The organism is Microbacterium aquilitoris (genome assembly GCF_031932285.1).
Lineage (GTDB): Bacteria > Actinomycetota > Actinomycetes > Actinomycetales > Microbacteriaceae > Microbacterium > Microbacterium aquilitoris.
On record NZ_JAUZVT010000001.1, the window covers coordinates 648265 to 674293 of the forward strand.

Below are 26029 nucleotides of genomic sequence, written 5' to 3' on the forward strand. Positions count from 1 at the left end.
GACGGAACGCCCGGCCGGATAGCGTTACCTCGTGCCGTCCCTGCATCCCGCTGTCGCCGAGGTCCGCCGTGCCGTCCGCTCCGCCCTGACCGGCCTCCCGGAGGGCGCCGTCGTCATCGTGGGGCTCTCGGGCGGCGCCGATTCGCTCGCGCTCGCCGCGGCGGTCGGCTTCGAGGCGCCGAAGCTCGGGCTGCGCGCGGCATCCGTCACCGTCGACCACGGCCTGCAGCCGGACTCCGCCGAGGTCGCCTCGGCCGCTGCGCGTGCCGCCGCGACGCTCGGCCTCGATCCGCTCATCGTGCGGGTGGAGGTCGGCACCGAGGGCGGTCCCGAAGCGGCGGCGCGCGATGCGCGGTACGGCGTGCTGCGGGATGCCGCGCGCGACGTGCGTGCTGCGGCTGTGCTCCTCGGGCACACGCTGGACGACCAGGCCGAGACGGTGCTCCTGGGCTTGGCCCGCGGATCCGGTGCGGGCAGCCTGCAGGGAATGGCGGCGGCATCCGATCTCGACGGCATCCCTCTGCTGCGACCCCTGCTCGAGGTGCGCCGCGCGACCACCCGGGACGCCTGCGCGGCGCAGGGACTCGAGCCGTGGGACGACCCGCACAACCGCGACCCGAAGTACGCGCGGGTGCGCGTCCGCGAGACGGTGCTGCCGATGCTCGAGGCCGAACTCGGCCCCGGCATCGCCGAGGCACTGGTGCGCACGGCGGCGCAGCTGCGCGAGGACGCCGAGGCCTTCGACGAGATGATCGACGAGACGATCGAGGACATCGTCGAACCCGCCGAGGCCGGCATCGCGGTCTCGGTCGCCGCGCTCGCCGCCAACCCTCCCGCGCTCCGTCACCGCATCATCCGGCACGTGGTCGCCAGCGAGTTCCACGTCTCGCTCACCCGCACGCAGACGCTCGAGGTGGCGCGACTGGTCACTGAGTGGGCGGGGCAGGGGCCGATCGACCTGCCCGGATGCCGCGCCCGCCGCGCGGGCGCGCTGATCGAGTTCACGGGGGCCGGATCCGGTCTTTAGACTTCTGCAATGCGCGCAGCCGAGATCGCCGACCAGCTCACCGATGTCCTCGTCACCGAGGAGGAGATCCAGGCGAAGCTCGAAGAGCTCGCCCGTCGGGTGGAGGCGGACTACGAGGGCAAGGACCTGCTGCTCGTCGGTGTGCTGAAGGGCGCGGTCATGGTGATGGCCGACTTCGCCCGTTCGCTGAAGCGCCCCATGGAGATGGACTGGATGGCCGTGTCGTCCTACGGCGCCGGCACGAAGTCGAGCGGCGTCGTGCAGATCCGGAAGGACCTCGACACCGACATCTCGGGCAAGCACGTCCTGATCGTCGAGGACATCATCGACTCCGGCCTGACGCTGAGCTGGCTGCTCGAGAACTTCGCCTCGCGCGGCGCGGCATCGATCGAGGTCCTCGCATTGCTCCGCAAGCCCGAGGCCGCGAAGGTCGAGATCGACTGCCGCTACGTCGGTTTCGACATCCCGGTCGAGTTCGTCGTCGGGTACGGATTGGACTTCGCGGAGAAGTACCGCAATCTCCGCGACGTGGCGGTCCTCGCGCCCCACGTCTACTCGTGAATTCGCGCGGTACGCCCAAAACGAACGCACAGACCCCGCATAGCGCCGCGGGGGTAGCCTGAACGCACAATGAACGTCAAGAAGCTCTCCCGCAACCCGTTCCTCTACGTGGTGCTCATCGGCGTGCTCTTGATCATCGGCATGACGCTGATCTCGAACCTCACCGGCGCCAAGAGCATCACCACGCAGGAGGGCTTGAAGCTCCTCGACGGGTCGACGGTCTCGCAGGCCACGATCACCGACGGCGACAACCGCGTCGACCTCACGCTGGACAAGGCGTTCGAGGGTTCGACGAACGTGCAGTTCTACTACGTCACCGAACGTGCGGACGCGGTGGTGCAGGCCGTCGACTCGGCCGCCCCCAAGGACGGTTACAACGACGTCGTGCCGCAGACCAGCTGGTTCGGCAGCCTGATCTCGATCCTCCTGCCCATCCTCATCCTCGGTCTGCTCTTCTGGTGGCTGCTCTCGAGCGCCCAGGGCGGCGGCAGCAAGGTCATGCAGTTCGGCAAGTCGCGCGCCAAGCTCGTGACCAAGGAGACCCCGACGGTCACCTTCGCCGACGTGGCCGGCTCCGACGAGGCCATCGAGGAGATGCAGGAGATCAAGGACTTCCTGAAGGACCCGGCGAAGTTCCAGGCCGTCGGCGCCCGCATCCCGAAGGGCGTGCTGCTGTACGGCCCTCCCGGAACCGGTAAGACCCTGCTCGCGCGCGCCGTCGCCGGCGAGGCGGGCGTCCCGTTCTACTCGATCTCGGGTTCCGACTTCGTCGAGATGTTCGTGGGTGTCGGCGCGAGCCGCGTGCGCGACCTCTTCAAGGAGGCCAAGGAGAACGCTCCGGCCATCATCTTCATCGACGAGATCGACGCCGTCGGCCGCCACCGCGGCGCCGGCATGGGCGGCGGTCACGACGAGCGCGAGCAGACGCTCAACCAGATGCTCGTCGAGATGGACGGCTTCGACCCGAAGGTCTCGGTGCTCGTGATCGCGGCGACGAACCGCCCCGACATCCTCGACCCCGCGCTCCTCCGCCCGGGCCGCTTCGACCGCCAGATCGGCGTCGACGCGCCCGACCTGAAGGGTCGCCAGCGCATCCTCGAGGTGCACGGCCGCGGCAAGCCGCTCTCGCCCTCGGTCGACCTCGCCGTCATCGCGCGCAAGACGCCCGGCTTCACCGGCGCCGACCTGGCCAACGTCCTGAACGAGGCCGCGCTCCTGACCGCCCGCTCGAACGCGCAGCTCATCGACATGCGCGCCCTTGACGAAGCGATCGACCGCGTCATCGCCGGTCCGCAGCGTCGCACGCGGGTCATGAAGGACAAGGAGAAGCTGATCACGGCGTACCACGAGGGCGGCCACGCCCTCGCCGCCGCAGCGATGAACCACACCGACCCCGTCACGAAGGTCACGATCCTTCCGCGTGGCAAGGCGCTCGGGTACACGATGGTGCTGCCGCTCGACGACAAGTACTCCATCACCCGTAACGAGCTGCAGGACCAGCTGACGTACGCGATGGGCGGCCGGGTCGCCGAGGAGATCGTCTTCCACGACCCCACCACGGGTGCCTCGAACGACATCGAGAAGGCGACCGGCATCGCCCGCAAGATGGTCACCGAGTACGGCATGACCACCGACGTCGGCCCCGTGAAGCTCGGCTCGTCGTCGGGTGAGGTCTTCATGGGACGCGACATGGGTCACGGCCGCGACTTCAGCGAGCGCATCGCCGAGCGCGTCGACGCCCAGGTGCGCGGACTCATCGAGCAGGCGCACAACGAGGCGTACGAGGTGCTGAACGCGAACCGCGAGGTCCTCGACCGGCTCGCCCTGGCGCTGCTCGAGAAGGAGACGCTCGATCACCTCGAGCTCGCCGAGATCTTCAAGGACATCAAGCGCCTGCCGCCCCGGCCGCAGTGGCTCTCGAGCAGCGAGCGTCCCGTCTCGACGCTTCCGCCCGTCGAGGTGCCCCGTCGCGCCGAGGCTCCGGTCGCGGCGAACACCGAGGCCGAGCAGCCGGCCCCCGAGACCTCGCCGGCGCGCCACGCGACCGGGCAGGCTCGACCCGCGACGGCCTGAGGCGGCGCGCATGGCGGTCGACCGCGAGCGCGTCTCCGAACTGGTGCGGGAACTGCTCGTCGCCATCGGTGAAGACCCGGAACGTCCCGGCCTGAAGCTGACTCCGCAGCGCGTCGCGGACGCGTATGCGGAGTTCTTCTCGGGTGTGGGTGAGGATGCCGCAGCCCCGCTCGCGCACACGATCTCGGTCACGCGCGGTCCGGCGCCCGACACGCTCCCCTCCGGTGCGGTCATGCTCCGCGACATCCGGTTCCGCTCCGTCTGCGAGCACCACCTGCTGCCGTTCGCCGGGCACGCGCACGTCGCCTACCTTCCCGGCGAGCAGGTCGTGGGACTCGGCGCTCTGCCGAAGGTGATCGACATCCTCGCGGCGCGCCCGCAGGTGCAGGAGCGCCTGGGCGAGCAGGTCGCCGACGCGATCGCCGGCTCGATCGACACCCGCGGTGTGCTCGTCGTGCTCGACGCGGTGCACGAGTGCGTGACGATGCGCGGGGGACGGCAGCCCGCGGCATCCACTGTCACCATCGCGGCCCGCGGCGTGTTCACCGACCCCGTGGCGCGCGCCGAGGCGATCGCCCTGCTGACCGGCGGTCGGACATGACCCTCGTCATGGGCATCGTGAACGTCACGCCGGACTCGTTCAGCGACGGCGGACGGTACGCCACGAACGAGGCAGCGATCGCGCACGGCCGCGCCCTCCTCGCCGACGGGGCTGACCTGCTCGACATCGGCGGGGAGTCCACTCGTCCCGGCGCGACGCGGGTCGCGCAGGGCGACGAGCAGGCGCGCATCCTGCCGGTCATCGAGACGCTCGCCGCCGAGGGGGCGGTCATCAGCGTCGACACGATGAACGCGGGCACCGCCGCTGCCGCGGTCGCAGCCGGTGCCCGGATCGTCAACGACGTCTCGGGCGGCCTCGCCGACCCCGACATGCTCGCCGTCGTCGCCCGCACCGACGCGGACGTCGTCGTGCAGCACTGGCGCGGGCACTCCGACGACATGTACGGCACCGCCGTCTACGACGACATCGTCGCGGAGGTGGTCGGCGAACTCGCTGAGCGCGTCGCCGCGGCTCGGGCGGCCGGCATCCCGGATCACCGCATCATCGTCGACCCGGGCTTCGGCTTCGGCAAGACGCCCGAGCAGAACTGGCAGGTCGTCCGCGGCCTCGACGAGCTCTTCGGCTGTGGTCATCGCGTGCTCATCGGCACGAGCCGTAAGCGGATGCTGGCGGTCGCCGCATCCGCCGCGGGTATCGAGCTCAGCGGTGAGTCGGACCTCGACCTCGCCACGGCCGTCACGAGCGTCCTCGCCGCGCAGGCCGGCGCCTGGGCGGTGCGCGTGCACGACGTCGCCGCGACGCGTCTCGCCCTCGCCGTGCGGACCGCGTGGGAGGGTGAAGGATGACGACCGACGAGATCGCGATCACCGGCATCCGTGCCACCGGATTCCACGGCGTCTACGAGCACGAGCGCCGCGACGGGCAGGAGTTCGTCGCCGACCTGGTCCTGTCGCTGTCGTTGGCCCGCGCCGCGGCGACCGACGACGTCACCGACACCGTCCACTACGGGGAGGTCGCCGAGCGCGTCGCCGCGATCCTCGCGGGCGACCCCGTCGACCTCATCGAGACCGTCGCCGAGCGCATCGCGACCGCCGTCCTCACGGGCTGGTCGCTCGTCGACGCGGTCGCCGTCACCGTGCACAAACCCGCCGCGCCGATCCCGGTGCCGTTCGGCGATGTCGCCGTCACGGTGAGGCGGTCCCGCGCATGAGCCGCCGCCTGGCCGAGGGGATGCCGCAGAAGGAGCCGCGCGCGCACGGCCCCGCCCACCGCGCCGTCGTCGCCCTCGGCGCGAATCTGGGTCAGCGCGCCGACACCATCGCCGAGGCGATCGCCGACCTCGGCCGCCTGCCGATGACCGTGCTGGTCGCCGCGGCCGAGCCGATCGAGTCGGTCGCGATCACCCTCGGCGGGCCGGATGCCGACGCCCCCCGCTACCTGAACACGGTCGCGCTCATCGACACGCGTCTCGCCCCGTCGCTGCTCCTCGGCTATCTGCACGCGATCGAGGGCCGGCACGGCCGTGAGCGGCGCGAGCGGTGGGGGAGCCGCACACTCGACCTCGACCTCATCACCTACGGCGACGTGCGTTCCGACGACCCGGCTCTCGTGCTGCCGCATCCCCGCGCCGCGGAACGCGACTTCGTGCTCGACCCGTGGCTGAGTATCGACCCCGACGCGGTGCTCCCCGGCGTGGGCACGGTCGCCGATCTGCGCGCCGCGTTGCCCGGAGGTGCGGGATGAGGCGTACGAACCCGCTCCTCCTCGTCGCGGTCGCCGTCGTTGCCGGCATCGCGGGGTTCTTCGTCGACCAGGTCCTCACGGGGATGGGGCAGCCGACCTTCACCCCGTCGCCGCTGTTACCGATCCTGCTCGTCGCGCTCGGTGCCGCCGTCGTCCTCGCTGCCATCCCGGTCCGCCGGGCGACAGCCGGAACCGCAGCACCCGTCGACCCCTTCCGAGCGCTCCGCATCGCGATGCTGGCCAAGGCGTCGAGCATCGTCGGAGCGCTCGTCGCCGGATTCGGCGGAGGGCTTCTCGCCTTCGTGCTCACACGACCCGTGTCGCCCTCGTTAGGCTCAACGGGTGCGGTGATCGCCGCGGTGGGGGGCGGGTTGCTCCTCGTCGCCGGTGCACTCGTCGCCGAACACCTGTGCACCATCCGGAAGGACGATGATGACGACCAGCCCGGACCCGACGAACCCGGCTACGGGCTCTCCCACTCCGACTGACGAGACGTTCACGAAGATCCTCGAACCGCGGGGTGCCTCGCGGCTCCCGCTGGGGGATGGCGCCTGGCGCCAGCTGTCGCGCAAGTACGTGATCGGGCAGGTCATCGGCTACGTCGTCGTGCTCCTGCTGATCGCGGCCGCGGTACTGACGCTCTGGCTCATGTTCGAAGCGACGTGGCCGTTCATCCCCGGCGGCATCCTTTTCGCGATCTTCCTCGTGACGCTCGTCGTCACACCGCGGCAGGCGCGGTCGATCGGCTATCAGCTGCGCGAGGACGACCTCGTCTTCAGACGCGGCATCCTGTGGCAGCGGATGGTGTCGGTCCCGTACGGCCGCCTCCAGCTCGTCGACATCACGCACGGCCCGCTCGATCGGATGCTGGGCATCGCCCAGTTGAAGCTCGTCACCGCGGCGGCATCCACCGGTGTGACGATCCCCGGCCTGCCGCAGCGCGACGCCGAACAGCTGCGCGACACGCTCATCGAGGTGGCTGAGACCCGGCGGACCGGTCTGTGAGCGATCTCGACCCCCAGCCCGCGCCGCTCGAGCAGGCGTCCGCTCCGCCGCCCGCCGCGGTCCGCTCCGAGATGAGCGACGGCGAATGGCACCGGATGCATCCGCTGTCGCCGCTCCTGCGCGGCGGGCTGACGCTCATCGTGATCATCGGCATCCTGGTCGCGAACCTCCGCGACCGACTGATCTCGTTCTTCCTGCCCGAGAACTTCCGCTACGGCGAGGAGGACCCGGTCGACTTCGTCTTGCAGAACGGCATCGCGGTGCAGGCCATCGTCGCCGTGGCGGTCGGCCTCGTCATCCTGATCGCCCTCTTCTGGACGGCCTGGCGCTTCCACACCTTCCGCATCACGGGCGACGAGGTCGAGGTGCGCAGCGGCGTGCTGTTCCGCACGCACCGTCGCGCACCGCTCGACCGCGTGCAGGGCGTCAACCTCACGCGCCCCGCCCTCGCCCGCCTCGTCGGACTCGCCAAGCTCGAGGTGGTCGGCGCCGGCCTCGACGCGAACGTCAAGCTCGAGTACCTGTCGACCCGCAACGCCGAGACGGTCCGCGGCGACATCCTGCGCCTCGCGTCGGGACACCGGACGAAGGATGCCGCGAGCCGCCCGGCATCCGCGGGCGGGCCGCTGACCTCTCGCGTGACCGCCGGGATCAGCGAGATCATCGACGGTGTCGACGACGACGGTGCCGAACCCGAATCCATCGTGCGCGTGCCGATATCGCGCCTCATCCTCGCGGGGTTGCTGTCAGGCTCGACCATCTGGTTCGTGCTGGTCGTGGTGGCGGCGATCGTCGGGCTCGTGCTGCAACCGATCTGGATCATCCCCGCTCTCGGTGCGTCCATCCCCGCGGCGATCGGTTTCGGCGCGTACGCGGTGCGGCAGTTCATCAAGACGGTCCGCTACTCGATCGCGCCGTCGTCGGCGGGGGTGCGCGTCACCTTCGGTCTGCTCACGACGGTCACCGAGACGCTGCCCCCGGGTCGCGTGCACGCCGTCGACATCCGGCAGCCGCTGCTGTGGCGGTGGGGTGGCTGGTACCGGATCCGGGTGAACAAGCTCTCGGGCCGCTCGGCAAGCGACGCATCGGCAGCCCAGATGGGCGACGTGCTGCCCATCGGTACGCAGGCCGACGTCGAGCGGGTCCTGCGACTGCTGCTGCCGTCCCTCTCCGTCGACGCCGCGATGCTCGACGCGGGTCTCCGCGGTCCCCGCGAGGGTGACGGGTACGTCACGTCGCCTGCCCGGGCGCGGGTGATCGACCCGCTCACGTGGCGACGCAACGGCATCCTCGTCCTGCCGCAGGCGGTGCTGATGCGGACCGGCCGGCTGTGGCCGAAGCTCACGATCCTGCCGCTGGCCCGCATGCAGTCCGTGCGTCTCTCGCAGGGCCCGCTCGCGCGTCGCCTCGGGCTGGCCGCCATCACGGGACACACGGTCATGGGACCCGTGAACGGCACCATCGAGTCGATCGACCACGCTCGCGCCTACGAGCTGTGGCGGGCGATCACGGATGCCGCGGTGGCCGCGGCATCCGCCGAGAGCGCTCAGCCGACCGACGGGAACGCGGTCGAGGTGGAGTGGCCGGAGGCGGCTTCGGTCGCGCCGCCGCTCGCGCCCCCTGCGCCGGTGCCGCCCTTGTGGGTGCCGCCCGCCCCGCCGACGTCGCCGACGGAGGAGCGATGAACCGCGAGGGGCGCCTCGGTGTCGGCGTGATCGGCGCCGGGCGGGTCGGGCCCGTCATCGCCGCCGCTCTCGCGGGGGCCGGGCACGCGCTCACCGGGATCACGTCGGGATCGGACGATGACCGGGTCGAGGCGATCCTCCCCGAGGTGCCGAGGGTCAGCGCCGAAGAGGTCGTCCGACGCAGCGAACTCGTGGTCCTCGCCGTGCCGCACGACGAGCTGCCGGGGCTCGTGTCGGGCCTCGCCGAACTCGGTGCCTGGCAGGTGGGCCAGATCCTGATGCACACGGATGCCGCGCACGGCATACAGGTGCTCGCTCCCGCCGCGGCGCGGGGTGCCATACCCGTCGCCATCCATCCCGCCATCGCCTTCACGGGCACGTCGACGGACCTTCGCGCCCTCAAAGACGCGTACGCCGCCGTGACAGCGCCCGCCGCGGTCCTGCCGATCGCGCAAGCGCTCGCGGTCGAGATGGGGTGCGAACCGGTCGTGGTCGCCGACGCCGACCGTGCCGCATACGGCGAGGCGATCTCGACCGCGACGGCCTTCTCTTCGTCGATCGTGCAACAGGCGGCCGGTTTGCTCCGCGGCGCCGGCGTCGACGACCCCTCGCGGTACCTCTCGGCGCTCGTCCACACGACGATCGACCGCGCGCTGAGTGACGCCGCCCCTGCGCTGGGCGACGGGCCGCTCCTCTCGTGAGCGACGTGGAGCTCGCCCGCATCCCCGCAGGCAGCGTCGAACTGCACGACGCTCGACGCCGGCGGCGGTGGACCGTCGCGCTCGAGCCCTTCGAGATCGGCGTCTACCCCGTCACGCAGGAGCAGCTGTCGGAGGTGATCGGGGTGGCGGCATCCGACCCCCGCCGTCCTGCCGTCGAGGTGAGCTGGCTGCGCGCCGTGCGGTTCTGCAACGCGCTGTCGGAGTGGGAGGGGCTCGACCCGGCCTATGCCGTCGACGGCGAAGAGGTGCGGTGGCACGTCGACAGCGACGGCTTCCGGCTGCCGACGGAGGCCGAGTGGGAGTACGCGTGCCGCGCCGGCTCGACCGGCCCGCACTACGGTCCACTCCTCGAGGTGGCGTGGACCGCCGGTGACGGCGTGACCTCGCCGCAGCCGGTCGGCGGCAAGCTCCCGAACCTGAATGGGCTGTTCGACACCCTCGGCAACGTGTGGGAGTGGTGCTGGGACTTCCTCGACACCGAGCGCTACGACGACTACCGGGTGTTCCGCGGTGGCGGCTTCGCTGACGACGCGTGGAACGTCCGCGCCGGCACCCGCCGCGGCGGCGGACCCCGCATGACGCACGACGACGTCGGGTTCCGCGTGGCGCGGGGCGGCTTCGATGCGGTCGACGCCGCACAGGGCTGGTCGGCCGCGTTCGACGCCGAGCGCGCTGCCGGCGGCGACCCCCGCCCGCCCGGCTGGACCCCGCGCCGCTGAGGCTGGGCCGGCGGGGTGATCGCGGATGCAAGGGATTGTGCGCGACACCCCGGGGTGGGAAGCCGTGCCGCGGCGTGTCGGGGCGGATCTCTTGCATCCGCGCACACCTGGCGCGCACCCGGCGCACACACCCCGCGCCCGCGCCGCCCGCGCCGAAACCGCCCGGAGCCCGTCGATAGACTGAAGGGTCGAATCCCCGAGGAGCCCCCGAACATGACCGACGCGTCCGCGCCCACGCCCGCCGAGACGACCGAAGAGGACGTCATCGAGCAGAAGGCGGTCCGTCTCGCGAAGCGGGAACGGCTGTTGAGCGAACGAGCGGATGCCGCGGGTGGCGCATACCCAGTGACCGTGCCCGTCACCGACACGATCTCAGCTCTGCGCGAGCGGTTCGCATCGCTCGAGGCGGGCGATGAGACCGGCGAGACCGCGTCGGTCGCCGGCCGGATCGTGTTCAGCCGCAACACCGGCAAGCTCTGCTTCGCAGCCCTGCAGTCCGGCGACGGAAGCCGCATCCAGGCGATGGTCTCCCTCGCCGAGGTGGGCGACGAGTCGCTGCAGGCGTGGAAGGAGCTCGTCGACCTCGGCGACCACGTCTCGGTCACCGGTCAGGTCATCTCCAGCCGCCGCGGCGAGCTGTCGATCATGGTCACCGACTGGACGATCGCCGCGAAGGCGCTGCTGCCGCTCCCGAACCTGCACTCCGAGCTGAGCGAGGAGAGCCGCGTGCGGTCGCGCTTCCTCGACCTGATCGTCCGCGACACCGCCCGCGAGACCGTCGTCGCCCGCGCCAAGGTGAACGCGTCGCTGCGGCGCACGTTCGACGCGCACGGCTTCCTCGAGGTCGAGACGCCGATGCTGCAGGTGCAGCACGGCGGCGCCGCGGCCCGCCCGTTCATCACGCACTCCAACGCGTTCGACACCGAGCTGTACCTCCGCATCGCGCCGGAGCTCTTCCTCAAGCGCGCCGTCGTCGGCGGCATCGACCGGGTCTACGAGATCAACCGCAACTTCCGCAACGAGGGCGCCGACTCCACCCACAGCCCCGAGTTCGCGATGCTCGAGGCCTACCAGTCCTACAGCGACTACAACGGCATCGCCGACCTGACGCAGGAGCTCATCCAGAACGCCGCGATCGCCGTCGCCGGCTCCACCACCGTCACGTGGGGCGACGGCACCGAGTACGACCTCGGCGGCCAATGGGACCGCATCTCGATGTACGAGTCGCTGTCGGATGCCGCCGGTCGCCGCATCACGCCCGAGACCTCGTTCGAGGAGCTCCAGACCTTCGCGGCCGAGTCGGGCGTCGAGGTGCCGGAGAAGATCGCCACCCACGGAAAGCTCGTCGAGGAGCTGTGGGAGCACTTCGTGAAGGGCGGCCTCGAGCGCCCGACATTCGTCATGGACTTCCCGCTCGACACCTCGCCCCTCGTGCGCGAGCACCGCACCATTCCCGGTGTCGTCGAGAAGTGGGACCTCTACGTCCGCGGCTTCGAGCTCGCGACCGGCTACTCCGAGCTCGTCGACCCCGTCATCCAGCGCGAGCGTTTCGTCGAGCAGGCGAAGCTCGCCGCGCGCGGCGACGACGAGGCGATGCGTGTCGACGAGGAGTTCCTGCGCGCGCTCGAACACGGCATGCCGCCCACCGGTGGCATGGGCATGGGCATCGACCGCCTGCTGATGGCGATCACCGGCCTCGGCATCCGCGAGACGATCCTCTTCCCGCTCGTCAAGTGAGCGCGGGCGCGGGCGCACGACGATGCGTCCTCGCCAGCGGAACCGTCTCGGCGATCCGAGCCGACAGCGCGTCGACCTCCGCGGGGCGGAACCGGAGTGCCCGGAAGGTGCGCGGCATCCCTGCGTAGAAGCACACGTCGGCGACGAGCGGATGCCCCGCGAGCCGGCTCGTGCCCACGATGTGCACGGCCGCGGCGGACAGCACCGTCTGCCGTTGCACGACGTGACTGACGAGGAGGACGACCCGGTCGGAACCTGCGTCGACCCGCAGTCGTGAACAGAGGACGACCGTGACGGGCCAGGCGATCGCGAAGACGATCGCACCGGTCGCGAGGACGAGCAGCGGCGGCCACCCCAGCCACGCGGCGACCCAGCCGGCGAGGACGGCGGCAGCGATCAGCCCGGCGAGCAGAACGACACCCGTACCGATGGCTCGGGCACCCCGATCGCCGGAGAGCAGGCGCGTCGACGGGTCCTCGTTGAACGCCTCGTGCAGCAGGCGTTCCACGACCCGGCGGGGGAGCGACGGGAGGAGGAGGTTCGTGCCGAGCTGCGCGGCCGAGTCCGTCGTCAGAAGCGACAGCCGGACGCGCCCGAGCAGCGTCTCGACGAGGTTGCGCTGCAGCACGACGCCGACCGTCGTCGCCCGCGAGACGCTCCGGGTGTGGGTGGAGAACAGGCCGTAGGAGATCACGATCCGGTCGCCCGGCATCCGTCGCACCTCGAACGAGGCGTAGCGCACCACCGTCAGCACGAGGCCGAGCGCGACGATGCCGACGGCGATCGCCACCGCCCAGACGACCGGGGGGAGCGGCAGCCACCGGGTGAGCGCCGCGTCGGCGCCGAACATGCCCAGCGTCTCGGATACTCCCAACGCCGCGCCACCGCCGATGAGGGCGAACTGGCCGTAGACGACGCTCGCGAGCAGCAGATGCGTCAGCCGCACCCGGTAGAGCAGGATGCCGGGCGCCGGGCCCGTCTGCTCGGCGGTCACCTCGGCCTCAGCCGTCCGGAGCGTGTGCCCGGCGCGCGCCGTCACCTCGCGATGGAGGTCCTCGTCGACCGCCCACAGGTGGACCTTGGTCCGCTCGTCGCCCGCCTGGGACAGGGTGAGGACGCGCAGGTCCCATCGGGCGAAAGCCCAGGACTGCCTGCTGTCGACCGTTCCGATGTCGGCCCAGGCGAGGGACTGCTGGCGTCGCGTGAACGCACCGGTCGTCACCACCAGGTGCTCCGGGGTGAGCGCCACCCGGGTGAAGGTCCACCGCCAGACCGGTTCGCATACGAGAACGGCGATCAGGGGGCCGAGCGCCAGCCACGCCCATGCGCCCGGCCACACGGCGGGTCCGAAGAGATAGACGGCGCCCGCGATGGAACTGCCGACGAGTTTGGGAGAGGACTCCAGGTACGACGCCGGAAGGTAGCGCAGCGGAAGACGCCGGGGGACCGCGTCGGCGGGGACGGTCACCGCGCCGGCTCCGCCTGCGCGTGGAGCACGGTCGCGCGGATGCGCTCCGCCGCACGCGGCTCGAGCGGGCCGAGGCCCTCGACCTCGGAGATGCACGTGAACCGCACGCTCACGGCGTCGAACGCGCGCAGCAGCGGCCCCTGCACGACCTCGACGTTCAGGATCTGGGCCGTCGCGATGACGGTGGTCCGCCGCCAGAGCCAGCCGCGCGTGATGTAGACGTAGTCGGCCGTCGCGGTGTAGCTCGTGTTCTCGACCTGCTTGCGGTTGAGCCAGGGCAGTTCGATCAGCAGGGAGACGACGGCGAGGATGCCGACGATCACCCAGAGCGCCGTGCGCCACCCGGGATCGGGGAGGAAGGCGATGGCGACGGCGAGCGCCGTGGTGACGAGGACAGTGGTCGCGCCCTCGCGGACGTTGAGGTAGGCCAGTGCGCGGGGTGCCAGCACCGAGTCACCGCGGGTGCCGTGCGCCGGCGGGTATCCCGAGGACGGGGTGCTCGCGGGGACGGTCATGATCCCGATACTCCCGCACCGGCGGCGTCGGCGGGCATCCGTCCGGCGTGGATTCTCGGGAGATCGAAACCTCGGTGCGCGTAAACTGATCCCGCTTCATCTCGATCCGATTCGAAGCACCCCTGGCTGGCGTCTTGACCGAGACGCCAGCCAGACCCCTTTCCAGAGGGGGCGCCGGTCATTGCACGTCGGCCCGCTGATTGCGGGCGAATCCGATGGCGAGCGGGACGACCAGCCACAGCAGTCCGGCCGTCAGAGCCGGGCCGAGCTCGCCCGTGCCGCTGCCGGCCTCGGTGATGGCGGTCAGCCGGAACCACGAGCCGATGCCGTGCGGGATGAGCATGAGCAGCGGGTCGATCACGAATCCCTGCACGAGCGAGAACACGATGGCGATCGCGACGCGCTGCGTCGCCGCGCCGTACGCGATGCCCGACACGGTGCCGACGGCGGCGCTCCAGAGCAGGACCGCGATGCTCTCGGCATCCGCGTTCCACACGATGGTCGCCCCGGCGGCGAGGGCGAGGCCGGCGGTGAACACGACGGCCAGGACGGCGGCGATGGCGACGAGGACGGTGCACACGATGAGCGCCGTCAGCGCCTTGGCGAGGAAGACGATGTGCCGGCGCGGTTCGAGGGCGAACGTCGTCAGCACGTCTCGCGACTGCCAGTCGGCGGCCATGATGAAAATCGCCAGGATGGGGACGAACACGGTGACGGCCGCTCCCATGCCGAGGAGCGCGCCGGAGATGCTCACCGAATCCGCGTCGACGAGCAGCGCGATCGCGGCGACACCGGCGCCGACGACGACCCAGAGCGCGGCGGTGAGGCCCAGCGCCCACCGCGTCCCCCGTGTCGTGCGGACGTTCCGCAGTTCGGCCCGCAGGCTGCGGCCGAAGCGGCCGGCCGTCTGCGGGGTGCTGTCAGCGAGGATCAAAGACGTCACCTTCCACTCGGTACTGGCCGCGCGTCAGGCGACGGTAGAGGTCGCTGATCGACTCGCGGTCCTCGGCGAGCTCGTCGAGCACGATGCGGTCGGCGATGCAGATCTCGCTGAGGGAGCGGGGGTCGATGCCCACCGAGAAGCGCCCGTCCTCGGGACGCACACTGAACGGGATGCCGCGGGTCGTGAGCGCGCGTCGCAGCAGGTCGGTGTCCGCAGCGATCGCCGTCGCGTTCTTTTCGGCGGTGAGGTCGCCGACCTCGCCGGAGTAGCGGATGGCGCCCTCGCTGAGGACGACGATGCGATCGGCGAAGGTCTGGAGTTCCTGCAGGAGATGCGTCGAGACGAGGACGCAGCCGCCCGTCGTGTGCGCGTGATGGACCAGAGTCGATCGCAGCCAGTCGCCCGTCTCGATGTCGAGACCGTTCATGGGCTCGTCGAGGATGAGGTGTCGAGGCCGACCGACGAGCGCGACGGCGAGGGCGACCCGCTGCTTCATCCCGAGGGAGAGCGCGCCGAATCGGCGACGTGCGGCAGAGGCCAGGCCGAGCGTGGCGATGAGTTCGCCGACCCGCTCGCGCGGTGAGCCGGTCAGGATGGCGGCCGTCGCGAGGGTGTCCTCGACACTGCGCCCGGGGTGGTGGGCGCCCGGGTCGAGAAGGGCTCCGACGGTACGGCCCGGCTGCGCGAGATCGCGGAAGAGGACGCCGTCGAACGTGGTCGATCCGGCGTCGGCGATCGTCAACCCGAGCATCGTGCGCATCGCGGTCGACTTGCCGGAGCCGTTGGGACCCAGCAGGCCCGTGACGGTACCCGCGGGGATGTCGAAGGAGACGTCGTCGAGGACGCGCTTGACGCCGTACGTTTTGGAGACGCCCCTCACGCGGATGCCGGTGTCCGGTGTCTGCGGCATAGGTCGCCTCTCCTTCTCTCTCAGGTGGTCGCGGTGTCCCGATGGGACGGCACGCACGTGGTGCCGTCCCATCGGGACAGATCTCAGCCGATGCCGAGGATCCGCAGGATGTAGTCGACGATCGTCGCGAACGAGATGCCCGCGTTGATCCACTCGAGCACGCGACGCCAGTTGTTGCGTGCCCACGCGGTGATACGTCCGACCTGGCCGGCGACGGCACGGCCCCAGCGGCCGATGTTCGCGATGACCCACGCGATGAACCTCAGAACTGCCCCCATGATGTTTCCTCTCGATCCGTTGGTGTTTGTCAGTGACGCTGCGTTCGTGACCGCGATCGCAGCGCCGGAAGTGACGCTACCGACGGCTCGGGCCGCCGCTCTTGAGTCGAAAGGCCCCAGCGCTCGTGCGGGGGACGCAATCCGCATCCGCCTTTAGACGCAACGGGACCGCCCGGGGTGCCGCCCCCGGATGGAATGCGCTCTCGCGCCGTATCGAGGCGAGCAGGCCGCGGCTAGGCTCCGAGGCGTTCCCACCCACATCGACGCGCGGCAGACACACGGTGCCCGTTCGTCCGCGACGTAAGGAATCCCATGGCTGACAAGAAGCGGACCGCCGCGGACGGCGCGGCATTCGCCGCGCTCTTCATCGTCGCGCTGACGGTCAACATCTGCCTGGCCGTCTTCACCGACGTCGAGGTGATCCTGCGCTGGGGGATCACCGCCGTGGCCGGCATCGCCGCCGCGGCGACGGCCTACGCGATCGTGTCGCGCCGGAGCCGTTCGCGCAGCTGAGGGACGCCGCCCCGCTCAGGGGAGTCGGATGACGCCGGTGGTCGCGGCGTAGAGGAGGACCTGCACCCGATCGCGCACGCCCCACTTCGTCATGATCCGGCGCAGGTGCGACTTGACCGTCGCCTCGGACAGGAAGAGGTCCCGCCCGATCTCGGCGTTCGACATCCCCTTGGCGAGCAGCTCGAGGACGTCGAGCTCACGACGGGAGACCTGTTCCGCGGGGCTCAGTGTGACGGTGGGCTGACCCGCCTGCGCGCCGATCCGCCGGACGAGATCTCGGCCGGCGACCGACGACAGGACGAAGCCGCCGTGGTGCGCGCTGCGGACGGCCGCCGTGATGTGCTCCGGTTCGGAATCCTTCACGAGGAAGCCGACGGCGCCGACCCGGAGGGCGCCGGCCACCGTCTCGTCGGATCCGTAGGTCGTGATCGCGATGGTCCGTGCGGACGGCAGGTCGACCGACAACTGCTCGATCGCGCGGATGCCGTCGCCTCCCGGCATCCGGATGTCCATCAGGATCACGTCGGGCTTCAGTTCGAGGCTCAGGCGGACAGCGCTCGGTCCGTCGCTCGCCTCTCCTACGACCGTCATCCCCGGTTCTGCGTTCAAGAACACCTGGAGAGCCCGTCGGACGAGAGCCTCATCGTCGGCGATGAGAACTCGGATGGGGTCCATGCGATCAGCATAGGTGCCGGTTTTGCGTCTTGCGGTGACGGGATTGCGTCTTGAGCAGGAGCGTCCCCCGGCGCTCCTCGCGTCAGGATGGGCGCAGGGCGTGCCGGGAGCTCCTTCCGGCACGAAATCGAGATGGGGAGAGAAAGAATGTTCCGATGGATCCCGTTCGCGAGTCAGCCGACAAATCTGTGGACGCACCTGTGCCGGGTGCTGCGCATCTGCAACTGACCCGCGGCATGCACGGCGCGGGCGGAGCAGCCCGTGCCGTGCAGCGCGAGCTGTGGGACTACGTCCTCCCCCCGAAGGTCGCCCGCGCCATCCTGGCTCTGCTGCCCCTGCTCGCGGCGGTCGACGTCGTGTGGGCGCAGCTGACATCGGGGCCGTCGGTCTCGTGGCCGACGATCGCCGCCTCCGTGCTCACCAACGGCTCGATCATCGCGATGGCCTGGCGGCCCACGTGGGGAGCCATCGTCCTCGTGCTCGCCGGATTCGTCGCCGTCGTCGCGGGTCAGAGCGGTGAGTATCTGACCGCGGTCGCCATGAGCATCGGGGTCGTCTTCTACTGCTGCAGCGCCGTGTTCTCGACCGCGTACGGTGTCGCGGCCGTCGCCTGGGTGGCGGCGATCGCCACGGTGCCGCCGGGTCTCGACGTCGGCGGAGTCGTGGCCGTCTTCGTCGTCGGGCTCCTGTCGGCGACGGTCGGACGGGGCCTGCGTCGCGTCGTCCGCCGGAACGTCGTCCTCGCCTCGCAGGTCGACGCGCACGAGGCGCAGCTCGACGCGGCGCTGCTGGCGGAGCGCACCCGTATCGCCGACGAGCTCCACGACGTCATCGCGCACGAGATCTCCATCACCGTCATGCACGCCCGCGTCCTGGAGCGCACGGACGACCCCGAGATCCGCTCCAGCTCGCAGCGCGCGATCGTCGCGGCATCCGCTCAGGCGCTGACCGACACGCGTCGCGTTCTGCAGCTCATCCACGGCAGGACGGGGACGGACGGCGTGACGGATGCCGGCGCCCCCGGCATCCGCCGAGAGATCGACTCCCTCGCCCAGAAGCTCCGCGACCTCGGGCACACGGTGCGGACGGAGGTCACCGGTGACGCGGCGCTCGCCGGCATCATCGAGACGACCCTCACCCGCGCCGCGCGGGAGGCGGTCACGAACATCGTGAAGCACGGCGCGCCGGCCATGACGATCGAGCTGTCGCTCGTAGTGACCCCGCACACCGTCGTGCTGTCGGTGATCAACGATCCGCATCGCCCCGTGTCGGGTCAGCGCCCCGGTCCCGCATTCGGACTCGCCCGGCTTCGAGAGCGCGTCGAGGTGCTGAGCGGCACGTTCGCCGCAGGCCCCGACGAGGGTCGATGGCGCGTCCGCGTGGAGCTGCCCACGCGCTGATCAGCATTTACGCCCGCGCCGATGCACGTGTCAAGGTCTTGCTTTTTCGTCGCCTGAACCGGTTTAGTAGATCAGGTCCGCCACGAAGGAGTGACCGATGCCCCCCGAGACCCGCCCCACGATCGCGGATGTCGCGCGCGCGGCAGGCGTCAGCAAGGGCCTCGTCTCCTTCGCACTGAACGGCCGTCCCGGCGTCGCCGCCGAGACGCGGCAGCGCATCATGGACACCGCCGCCGAACTCGGCTGGACGCCGAGCCTGAGCGCCCGGTCCCTCAGCGTCGGGCGCGCCTTCGCCTGCGGACTGGTGATCGGGCGGAGCCCCGACGTCATCGCGGCCGACCCCTTCTTCCCCTCGTTCATCGCCGGGCTCGAAGACGAGTTCTCCGTCACCGGTCAGGCCCTCGTCCTCGCCGTCGCGAACCCGGGCCGTCAGGAGGAGGCCACCTACCGGGCGCTCGCCTCGGACCGACGCGTGGACGGCGTCATCCTCACCGACATCCGCGTCGCGGACCCGCGCATCGCGCTCCTCGCCGAAGTCGGGATCCCCGCCGTCACCCTCGGCGTCCCCGACGTCGCCTCGCCGTTCGCCTCGGTCTCGACGGACGACGGCGCCGGCATCCGTCTCGCCGTCGAGCACCTCGCCGGCCTCGGCCACCGCCGCGTCGGGCACGTCGCAGGACCCTCCGGCATGCTCCACGCCCAACGCCGCCGCGACGCCTTCCTCGATGCCGCGGATGCCGCCGGCCTCGACGTCGCCGTCGTGGAGACCGACTTCAGCGCCGCCGACGGCGCGCGCGCCACGGCATCCCTCCTCGACGAGGCGACCCCGCCGACAGCGATCATCTACGCGAACGACAGCATGGCGGTCGCCGGCATGGGGATCGCCCACCAGCGCGGGCTGAGCGTGCCCGACGACCTCTCGATCACCGGATTCGACGACACCGAGATCGGCCGCTGGGTGCACCCCGCTCTCACGAGCGTCGCGACCGACGCCCGCGGCTGGGGCGTGGCCGCCGCACGCACGCTGCTCGCCGCGATCGGCGGTGACGCGCCCACTCACCTCGACCTTCCCGATCCCACCCTCGCCGTCCGGGGTTCGACGGCACCTCCACGGGCGCGTGACGCGCGACCGACGACAGCAAGAGAGCACGAGTAACCGAACGAAGGAGCAGGACATGCAACGACGCATCCTCATCACGGCAGCCGGCGCAGCCGGTGTGCTGGCCCTCACCGCGTGCGGCGGCGGAGGCGGAGGTGGTGGCGGCGACCTCGAGACGCGCGGCGACATCACCATCTGGTACTCCAACAACGAAGCCGAGATCGGCTGGGGCAAGAAGATGGTCGAGGCGTGGAACGCCGACCACCCCGACGAGCAGGTCAAGGCGCAGGAGATCCCCGCCGGTGCCTCGAGCGAAGAGGTCATCGGGGCCGCGATCACCGCGGGAAACGCCCCGTGCCTCGTCTTCAACACCTCGCCGGCGGCGGTGCCGGGCTTCCAGCGCCAGGGGGGCCTCGTCGACCTGTCGACCTTCGAGGACGGCGACGACTACATCACGGCCCGCAGCGGCGACCTCGCCGACCAGTACCGCTCCGAGGACGGCGATTTCTACCAGCTGCCGTGGAAGTCGAACCCGGTGATGATCTTCTACAACAAGGCCCTCTTCGAGAAGGCCGGCCTCGACCCCGAGAATCCGAAGCTGTCCACTTACGACGAGTTCCTCGAGACCGCCCGGACGCTCAAGGAGAAGGGCGTGTCCGAGTACGCGATCAACCCCGCCCCCACGAGCGAGTTTTTCCAGTCCTGGTTCGACTTCTACCCGCTCTACGCGGCGCAGACCGGCGGGACGCAGCTGCTCGAGGACGGCAGGGCGACGTTCGACGACGACAACGGCAAGGCCGTCGCCGACTTCTGGCGGACCCTCTACGAGGAGAAGCTCGCCGGCAACGAGCAGTACCAGGGCGACGCGTTCGCCGACGGGTACGCCGCCATGGCGATCGTGGGGCCGTGGGCGATCAGTGTGTACGGCGACTCGATCGAGTGGGGAGCCGTGCCGGTGCCGACGAAGGACGGCACCTCGGCGGGTGACACCTGGACGTTCAGCGACGCGAAGAACGTCGGCATGTTCACCGCGTGCAAGAGCAAGGGCACGGCATGGGACGTCCTCAAGTTCGCCACCAGTGAGGAGCAGGACGGCGAGTGGCTGAAGGCCACCGGCCAGATGCCGCTGCGTCAGGACCTGACGGGTACCTATCCGGACTACTTCGCCGACAACCCCGCCTACGAGCAGTTCGGCGATCAGGCCGCGCGCACCGTCGAGGTGCCCAACGTCGTCGGATCGGTGGAGATCTGGCAGGCCTTCCGTGACGGCTACTCGAAGTCGGTCATCTTCGGTGAGACGCCGGTCGATCAGTTCCTCTCCGACACCGCGGCAGAGGTCGACAAGCTGGCGTCGGCGGGCTGAGATGACCGCCGTCGTCCCGGGTCGCGCCGGGTCCGATTCCGGCGCGACCCGCGGTGCCACCCCCGGGAAGGACGGGAAGGATGCCGCGCCTCGCCGCGGCATCCTCCACCGCCTCCTCGGCGCGCAGCCGCACGGGCTACTCTTCTCGGCGCCCTACATCGTCTTCGTCCTGGTCGTCTTCGCCTACCCGGTGGTGTTCGCCGTCTGGATGTCGTTCCAGGACTACTTCTTCGCCGCCCCGGGGGCCGTGGTCGACCGGCCGTTCGTCGGCTTCGACAACTACGTCACGGCGCTCAGCGACCCCGAGGTCTGGCGGTCGTTCGGCAACGTCGGGATCTTCCTGATCATCAACGTGCCGCTGACGGTCGTGCTGTCGATCCTGCTGGCGACGGCGCTCGACCGCGTCACGAGGGCGCGGACCTTCTTCCGGGTGAGCTACTACGTGCCGTACGTCACGGCATCCGTCGCCGTCGTCGCGGTCTGGCTCTTCCTCTTCGCCCGCGGCGGACTCGTCAACAACGTGCTCGGGCCGCTCGCGCCCGACCCGTCGTGGCTCGTGAACTCGGCGCTCGCGATGCCGACCATCGCGATCTTCGTGACGTGGAAGGGGCTCGGGTTCTACATCCTGCTCTACCTCGCCGCCCTTCAGAACGTGCCGCGCGAGCTGTACGAATCGGTGTCGATGGACGGCGGCGGGAAGATGCGGCAGTTCTTCTCGGTGACGGTGCCGAGCGTTCGGCCGGCGACGCTGCTCGTCGTCCTGCTCGCCACGATCACCGGGGCGAACCTCTTCACCGAGCCGTACCTGCTGACCGGTGGCGGCGGTCCCAACGGAGCCTCGACGTCGCCCGTGCTGCTCATGTACCAGCGCGGCATCGAGCAGCAGAACCCCGACGTCGCCGCCGCGATCGGCGTCGTGCTGATCGTGTTCGTCCTGGCCATCGCTGCCCTGCAGCGCAAGCTCGTAGGAGGTGAGGAGCGATGAAGCGCGCCCTCGGGTCGAAGATCGCGATGTACGCGGCGCTGTCGATCGGTGCGCTCGCGTTCCTGTTCCCGTTCTTCTACATGATCGTCGGGTCGCTGCAGACGAACGTCGATCCGACGCCGGCGGGGGCGTTCCCCAACCCGGCGAACCTGACGCTCGACAATTACGCCGCCATCAACGGGCGCATCGACCTGCTGCAGGGGCTCGCCAACTCGGGCATCTTCACCGGCGGGGTGATCCTCGGCACGGTCGTCTTCGGGGTCCTGGCCGGATACGCCCTGGCGATCCTCCGCTGGCGGGGGCGCGGGGCGACGTTCGCCCTCGCCCTCCTGGTGCAGGTCGTACCGTTCCAGCTGCTGATGATCCCGCTCTACGTCATGATCGCCCGGGATTACGGCCTGGCCGACAGCTACCTCGGCATGATCCTGCCGTTCTTCATCAACTCGACGGCGGTGGTGATCTTCCGGCAGTACTTCCTGCAGCTGCCCAAGGAGCTCTTCGACGCCGCGAGGATCGACGGCTCGAACGAGTTCCGTCTGCTGTGGAGCGTGGCGCTGCCCCTCGTGCGGCCGGCGCTGCTGACGGTCGTGCTGCTGACCTTCATCGGGCCGTGGAACGAGTTCCTGTGGCCGTTCCTCATCACGAAGGATGCCGAGATGCAGCCGCTCGCGGTGTCTCTCGCGAACTTCATCTCGAACATCGCGGCATCCACCGCGAACCCGTTCGGGGCGATGATGGCCGGCGCCGTGGTGCTGGCCGGCCCCGCCGTGGTGCTGTTCCTCGTGTTCCAGCGCTACTTCACGTCCAACGACCTCGGATCCGGAGTGAAAGGTTGACCATGACCACCGAGACCCACGTGCCCTACCGACTCACCCGCATGGGGGTCGTGATGACCCCGGCCGCGGGCGATCCGAACGAGGTCGAGGGGGTGTTGAACCCCGGTTCCGGCCGCGGCCCCGACGGGGAGCTCTACCTGCTGCCCCGACTCGTGGCCGACGGCAACGTATCGCGCGTGGGCCTTGCCCGCGTGGTCGTGGAGGACGGGGTGCCGACCCGCGTCGAACGCGAGGGCGTCGTCCTCGAACCCGACCGGGGGTGGGAGCGCGGGGTCGGCAACGCCGGCGTCGAGGACCCCCGGGTCACCTGGATCGAGACGCTCGGACTGCACGTCATGACCTACGTCGCCTACGGGCCCCTCGGCCCGCGCACGGCGATCGCGGTGTCGAGCGACCTGCGCGAGTGGCGCCGACTCGGGCCGGCGCTGTTCCGGTACCAGGACGACCTCGACATGGACCTGAACCTGTTCCACAACAAGGACACCGTGTTCTTCCCCGAGCCGGTCACCGCGCCCGACGGACGGGAGGCGCTCGCCGTCCTCCACCGCCCCATGTGGGACCTCGGCGAGACGAAGCCCGGCCAGGGCGTCCGCGTCCCGGCGGGCGTCGAGGACGAACGGCAGTCGATCTGGATCAGCTACATCCCCCTCGCCGACGTCCGTGACGACCTCGCGGCGCTGACCCTGTGGGAGCAGCACCGCTTCGTCGCCGGCCCGGAGTTCCCGTTCGAGGCGCTGAAGATCGGCGGGGGACCGCCGCCGCGCCGCATCCCGGAAGGCTGGCTCGTCCTGCACCACGGTGTGACGGGCGTGCTCGAGAGCGCCTTCGCACAGCAGCAGAAGGTCAACTACGCCGCCGGGGCGCTCATCCTCGACGCCGACGACCCCTCGACGGTCGTCGCCCGCACTCCGGAGCCGCTGCTGGCACCGGAGACAGACGACGAGCGGAGCGGCATCGTGCCGAACGTCGTCTTCCCGACCGCGATCGAAGAGGTCGACGGTCGCCTGTTCGTGTTCTACGGCATGGCCGACTCGAAGATCGGCGTCGCCCTGCTCGAACGCACCGACTGATCGCGTGCCGAGTGCAGGTCCCGTCGGCCATCGAGCGCACTGAAGAGCTCCGATCCGACTCTGGACCTGCACTCGGCACCGCAACGAAAGGAATCCCCCCGTGAACACCTCTGCACACCGTCGTGCGAGGACCGTCGGCCTCACCGCGCTCGCCGCGCTCGCCCTGACCGTCCCGCTCGGCGTCACCGCCGCTGCCGCGGCGCCCGCCGACCCTCCCGTCACGAACCTCGCGCACCTCGACTTCCTGCTCGACGAAGCGACGCCGCCCGCCGACGTCGACGGGCACAGCACCTACCGACAGGCCGAGGAGCCCGCGCTCGTCATGCCCTGGACCTATGCCGATGCCCGGGACGGTGGAACGTTCGAGCGGGTAGGCGGCGGACCCCTCGACCCCGAGACCGGCTACTGGGGCCAGGGGGCCTACAACGCCGACGACATCACCCGTGCCGCCGTGGTCTACATCCGCCACTGGGAGCTCACCGGCGACGACGACAGTCGCGACACCGCGTACGAACTGCTCCGCTCGGTCGCGTACTTCCAGACGACCGATGGTCCGGATGCCGGCAACGTCGTCCTCTGGATGCAGCCGGACGGCACCTTCAATCCCTCTCCCGAGCCCGTCGAGCTCCCCGACCCGTCCGACAGCGGGCCGAGCTACTGGCTCGCCCGCACCCTGTGGGCGCTCGGCGAGGGCTACGCCGCGTTCAAGGATGAGGACCCCGCCTTCGCCGCCTTCCTCGACGATCGCTTCGACCTCTCTCTCGGCGCGCTGAACCGCCAGGTCCTGTCCAGGTACGGCACCTGGACGGTCTCGGACGGCAAGCGCGTGCCGGCCTGGCTCATCACGAACGGGGCGGATGCCTCGGCTGAGGCCGTGCTCGGGTTGGCGGCGCGTGTCGCCGCGAGTCCCGACCGGGCCTCGGCGACGGCGCTCCGCCAGCTCGCGAAGGGCATCGCCGCGATGTCGGACGGGTCGACGCGGGAGTGGCCGTACCGAGCCGTGCTGCCGTGGGCGGAGTCTCCGGCGATCTGGCACGCGTGGGGCTCGCAGATGCCGGCGGCGCTGGCCGCGGCATCCGTCGTCCTGAAGGACCGTGCGCTCGCTCGTCCCGCCGTCGCGGACGCGACGAGCTTCACGACCACCCTGCTCATCGCGGGCGGACCCGACAACGGGTGGAACCCGAGCCCGGTCGACCGGGTGCAGATCGCCTACGGCGCCGACTCGCGGGTGCAGTCGCTCCTAGGGGTCGCCGACGCGACCGGGTCGGAGGGGTTCGAGGACCTCGCAGCGATGCAGGCCGCCTGGTTCTTCGGCGCCAACCACGCCGGTCAGCGCATGTACGACCCGGCGACCGGCGTCACCTACGACGGTCTGCAGCCGGACGGCACCGTCAACCGCAACAGTGGTGCGGAGTCCACGATCCACGGGTTGCTCACCGCGCTCGCGCTCGACGCCCACCCGAACGTCCGGCGTCATGCCCTCTCGCTGACCGAGGTCGGCGACCGCGAGGGGCTCACGTGGGTCGAGGCGGAGGATGCCGCCCGCACGACGGGTGAGATCTCGACGCCGGAGTCGTGGACGGGCGAGTCGAGCTGGTCGGGCGACAAGCTGACGCTGTCGCGCGGTGAGACCGCGGTGTTCGACGTCGGTACGGCGGGCACGGATCGATGGATCGAGCCCGTGGTCTGGTCGGAGGTCGGCGAACGTACGTCGTCGACGTGGACGAGCGACCGCGGCCGACTGGGGAGCCTGCAGCTCACCGGTCCTCGGCAGGGCATCTCACCGACACCGGGTGCGATGCATCCGCACACGCTGCAGAAGGCCCTGCCCGGTTCGCGTGACGAGCTGCGCGTCGTGTCGACGCGCGGCGAGGTGCAGCTCGACGGCATCCTCGTCCGGCCGTTCGTCTCCCGCCTCGTGCTCGAGGGCGACGGCGGTGCGCGCACCGAACTCGTGCACTCGGCGGCGCGCTCGCCGCAGAAGGTCAGGGTGGGCGCCGGCGACCTCGCGGTCTACGACGACCGCGGGCGCGAAGTGCGCGCCAAGAAGGACCGCACGGGCGTCCTCACCCTGCCCGCCGGCGGCTTCGCGATCGTCGAGCGGTGACGATCCGACCGGGCCGTGGGATGCCGCGGCCCG

27 protein-coding genes are annotated in these 26029 nt (G+C 70.6%); 21 read left to right on the plus strand and 6 right to left on the minus strand.

What is annotated here, in order from left to right; genetic code table 11:
* Positions 1-31 precede the first annotated feature (31 nt).
* The 13 genes from tilS to lysS all read left to right on the plus strand — a co-directional run bounded on the left by tilS (position 32) and on the right by lysS (position 11834).
* Positions 32-1027 carry a tRNA lysidine(34) synthetase TilS gene (gene tilS / locus Q9S78_RS03170; RefSeq protein WP_018185763.1) on the plus strand — a complete coding sequence of 332 codons (996 nt, stop codon included), beginning with the start codon at positions 32-34 and terminating at the stop codon, positions 1025-1027.
* Between the two features lie 9 nt (positions 1028-1036).
* On the plus strand, positions 1037-1588 hold the full coding sequence (gene hpt / locus Q9S78_RS03175; protein WP_018185762.1) for a hypoxanthine phosphoribosyltransferase: 552 nt from the start codon (positions 1037-1039) through the stop codon (positions 1586-1588).
* 69 nt (positions 1589-1657) lie between these two features.
* Positions 1658-3661, plus strand: a complete 2004-nt coding sequence (ftsH, locus tag Q9S78_RS03180) for an ATP-dependent zinc metalloprotease FtsH (RefSeq protein ID WP_018185761.1) — start codon at positions 1658-1660, stop codon at positions 3659-3661.
* A gap of 10 nt (positions 3662-3671) precedes the next feature.
* Positions 3672-4262, plus strand: a complete 591-nt coding sequence (gene folE / locus Q9S78_RS03185; protein WP_311858672.1) for a GTP cyclohydrolase I — start codon at positions 3672-3674, stop codon at positions 4260-4262.
* Positions 4259-5068: a dihydropteroate synthase gene (gene folP / locus Q9S78_RS03190; protein WP_311868820.1), complete on the plus strand. Its 810-nt coding sequence runs from the start codon at positions 4259-4261 to the stop codon at positions 5066-5068. Before folE ends, folP begins: the two co-directional genes overlap by 4 nt.
* Entirely contained in the window at positions 5065-5433 is a 369-nt protein-coding gene (gene folB, locus Q9S78_RS03195) for a dihydroneopterin aldolase (RefSeq protein ID WP_116227958.1), read from the plus strand. Before folP ends, folB begins: the two co-directional genes overlap by 4 nt.
* Complete coding sequence (gene folK, locus Q9S78_RS03200) at positions 5430-5966, plus strand: 2-amino-4-hydroxy-6-hydroxymethyldihydropteridine diphosphokinase (protein WP_376716528.1); 537 nt, start codon at positions 5430-5432, stop codon at positions 5964-5966. Before folB ends, folK begins: the two co-directional genes overlap by 4 nt.
* Complete coding sequence (locus Q9S78_RS03205; protein ID WP_018185756.1) at positions 5963-6454, plus strand: DUF3180 domain-containing protein; 492 nt, start codon at positions 5963-5965, stop codon at positions 6452-6454. The genes folK and Q9S78_RS03205 overlap by 4 nt, the downstream gene beginning before the upstream one ends.
* Positions 6399-6971 carry a PH domain-containing protein gene (locus tag Q9S78_RS03210; protein ID WP_018185755.1) on the plus strand — a complete coding sequence of 191 codons (573 nt, stop codon included), beginning with the start codon at positions 6399-6401 and terminating at the stop codon, positions 6969-6971. Before Q9S78_RS03205 ends, Q9S78_RS03210 begins: the two co-directional genes overlap by 56 nt.
* Positions 6968-8656 carry a PH domain-containing protein gene (locus Q9S78_RS03215; RefSeq protein ID WP_311868822.1) on the plus strand — a complete coding sequence of 563 codons (1689 nt, stop codon included), beginning with the start codon at positions 6968-6970 and terminating at the stop codon, positions 8654-8656. The genes Q9S78_RS03210 and Q9S78_RS03215 overlap by 4 nt, the downstream gene beginning before the upstream one ends.
* Positions 8653-9357: a DUF2520 domain-containing protein gene (locus Q9S78_RS03220; RefSeq protein ID WP_311868824.1), complete on the plus strand. Its 705-nt coding sequence runs from the start codon at positions 8653-8655 to the stop codon at positions 9355-9357. Before Q9S78_RS03215 ends, Q9S78_RS03220 begins: the two co-directional genes overlap by 4 nt.
* The gene (locus tag Q9S78_RS03225; protein WP_311868825.1) at positions 9354-10097 is read left to right on the plus strand and encodes a formylglycine-generating enzyme family protein; all 744 of its coding nucleotides are present in this window, start codon (positions 9354-9356) and stop codon (positions 10095-10097) included. Before Q9S78_RS03220 ends, Q9S78_RS03225 begins: the two co-directional genes overlap by 4 nt.
* A 213-nt stretch (positions 10098-10310) precedes the next feature.
* Complete coding sequence (gene lysS, locus Q9S78_RS03230) at positions 10311-11834, plus strand: lysine--tRNA ligase (RefSeq protein ID WP_311868827.1); 1524 nt, start codon at positions 10311-10313, stop codon at positions 11832-11834.
* Here lysS and Q9S78_RS03235 read toward each other — a convergent pair.
* The 5 genes from Q9S78_RS03235 to Q9S78_RS03255 form a co-directional block, all read right to left on the minus strand.
* The gene (locus Q9S78_RS03235; protein ID WP_311868830.1) at positions 11827-13302 is read right to left on the minus strand and encodes a PH domain-containing protein; all 1476 of its coding nucleotides are present in this window, start codon (positions 13300-13302) and stop codon (positions 11827-11829) included. The genes lysS and Q9S78_RS03235 overlap by 8 nt on opposite strands.
* Complete coding sequence (locus Q9S78_RS03240) at positions 13299-13817, minus strand: PH domain-containing protein (protein ID WP_311858680.1); 519 nt, start codon at positions 13815-13817, stop codon at positions 13299-13301. The genes Q9S78_RS03235 and Q9S78_RS03240 overlap by 4 nt, the downstream gene beginning before the upstream one ends.
* Before the next feature lie 178 nt (positions 13818-13995).
* Positions 13996-14760, minus strand: a complete 765-nt coding sequence (locus tag Q9S78_RS03245; protein ID WP_311858681.1) for an ABC transporter permease — start codon at positions 14758-14760, stop codon at positions 13996-13998.
* Positions 14738-15670, minus strand: a complete 933-nt coding sequence (locus Q9S78_RS03250; RefSeq protein ID WP_020097788.1) for an ATP-binding cassette domain-containing protein — start codon at positions 15668-15670, stop codon at positions 14738-14740. Before Q9S78_RS03250 ends, Q9S78_RS03245 begins: the two co-directional genes overlap by 23 nt.
* 83 nt (positions 15671-15753) lie before the next feature.
* Positions 15754-15948 carry an aureocin A53 family class IId bacteriocin gene (locus Q9S78_RS03255; RefSeq protein ID WP_018185747.1) on the minus strand — a complete coding sequence of 65 codons (195 nt, stop codon included), beginning with the start codon at positions 15946-15948 and terminating at the stop codon, positions 15754-15756.
* A gap of 312 nt (positions 15949-16260) precedes the next feature.
* On the opposite strand from Q9S78_RS03255, the gene Q9S78_RS03260 reads away from it, so the two are divergent.
* A complete protein-coding gene (locus Q9S78_RS03260) occupies positions 16261-16461 on the plus strand; it encodes a hypothetical protein (RefSeq protein ID WP_018185746.1) in 201 nt (66 codons plus the stop codon).
* Between the two features lie 15 nt (positions 16462-16476).
* Here the strand turns inward: Q9S78_RS03260 and Q9S78_RS03265 are convergent, their stop codons facing one another.
* A complete protein-coding gene (locus Q9S78_RS03265) occupies positions 16477-17136 on the minus strand; it encodes a response regulator (RefSeq protein ID WP_018185745.1) in 660 nt (219 codons plus the stop codon).
* A 155-nt stretch (positions 17137-17291) separates the two neighbouring features.
* On the opposite strand from Q9S78_RS03265, the gene Q9S78_RS03270 reads away from it, so the two are divergent.
* From Q9S78_RS03270 to Q9S78_RS03300, 7 genes are all read left to right on the plus strand, one after another.
* Positions 17292-18536, plus strand: coding sequence for a sensor histidine kinase (locus Q9S78_RS03270; RefSeq protein ID WP_311868833.1), 1245 nt, complete (start codon positions 17292-17294; stop codon positions 18534-18536).
* Positions 18537-18633: 97 nt separating this feature from the next.
* Positions 18634-19692, plus strand: a complete 1059-nt coding sequence (locus tag Q9S78_RS03275) for a LacI family DNA-binding transcriptional regulator (RefSeq protein WP_311868835.1) — start codon at positions 18634-18636, stop codon at positions 19690-19692.
* A gap of 19 nt (positions 19693-19711) precedes the next feature.
* Entirely contained in the window at positions 19712-20998 is a 1287-nt protein-coding gene (locus Q9S78_RS03280; protein ID WP_311868837.1) for an extracellular solute-binding protein, read from the plus strand.
* A 1-nt stretch (position 20999) separates the two neighbouring features.
* On the plus strand, positions 21000-21983 hold the full coding sequence (locus tag Q9S78_RS03285) for a carbohydrate ABC transporter permease (protein ID WP_311868839.1): 984 nt from the start codon (positions 21000-21002) through the stop codon (positions 21981-21983).
* Positions 21980-22819, plus strand: a complete 840-nt coding sequence (locus tag Q9S78_RS03290) for a carbohydrate ABC transporter permease (RefSeq protein WP_311868840.1) — start codon at positions 21980-21982, stop codon at positions 22817-22819. Before Q9S78_RS03285 ends, Q9S78_RS03290 begins: the two co-directional genes overlap by 4 nt.
* 2 nt (positions 22820-22821) lie before the next feature.
* On the plus strand, positions 22822-23889 hold the full coding sequence (locus Q9S78_RS03295) for a glycoside hydrolase family 130 protein (RefSeq protein ID WP_018185739.1): 1068 nt from the start codon (positions 22822-22824) through the stop codon (positions 23887-23889).
* Between the two features lie 100 nt (positions 23890-23989).
* A complete protein-coding gene (locus Q9S78_RS03300; protein WP_311868844.1) occupies positions 23990-25996 on the plus strand; it encodes a hypothetical protein in 2007 nt (668 codons plus the stop codon).
* Positions 25997-26029: the final 33 nt, after the last annotated feature.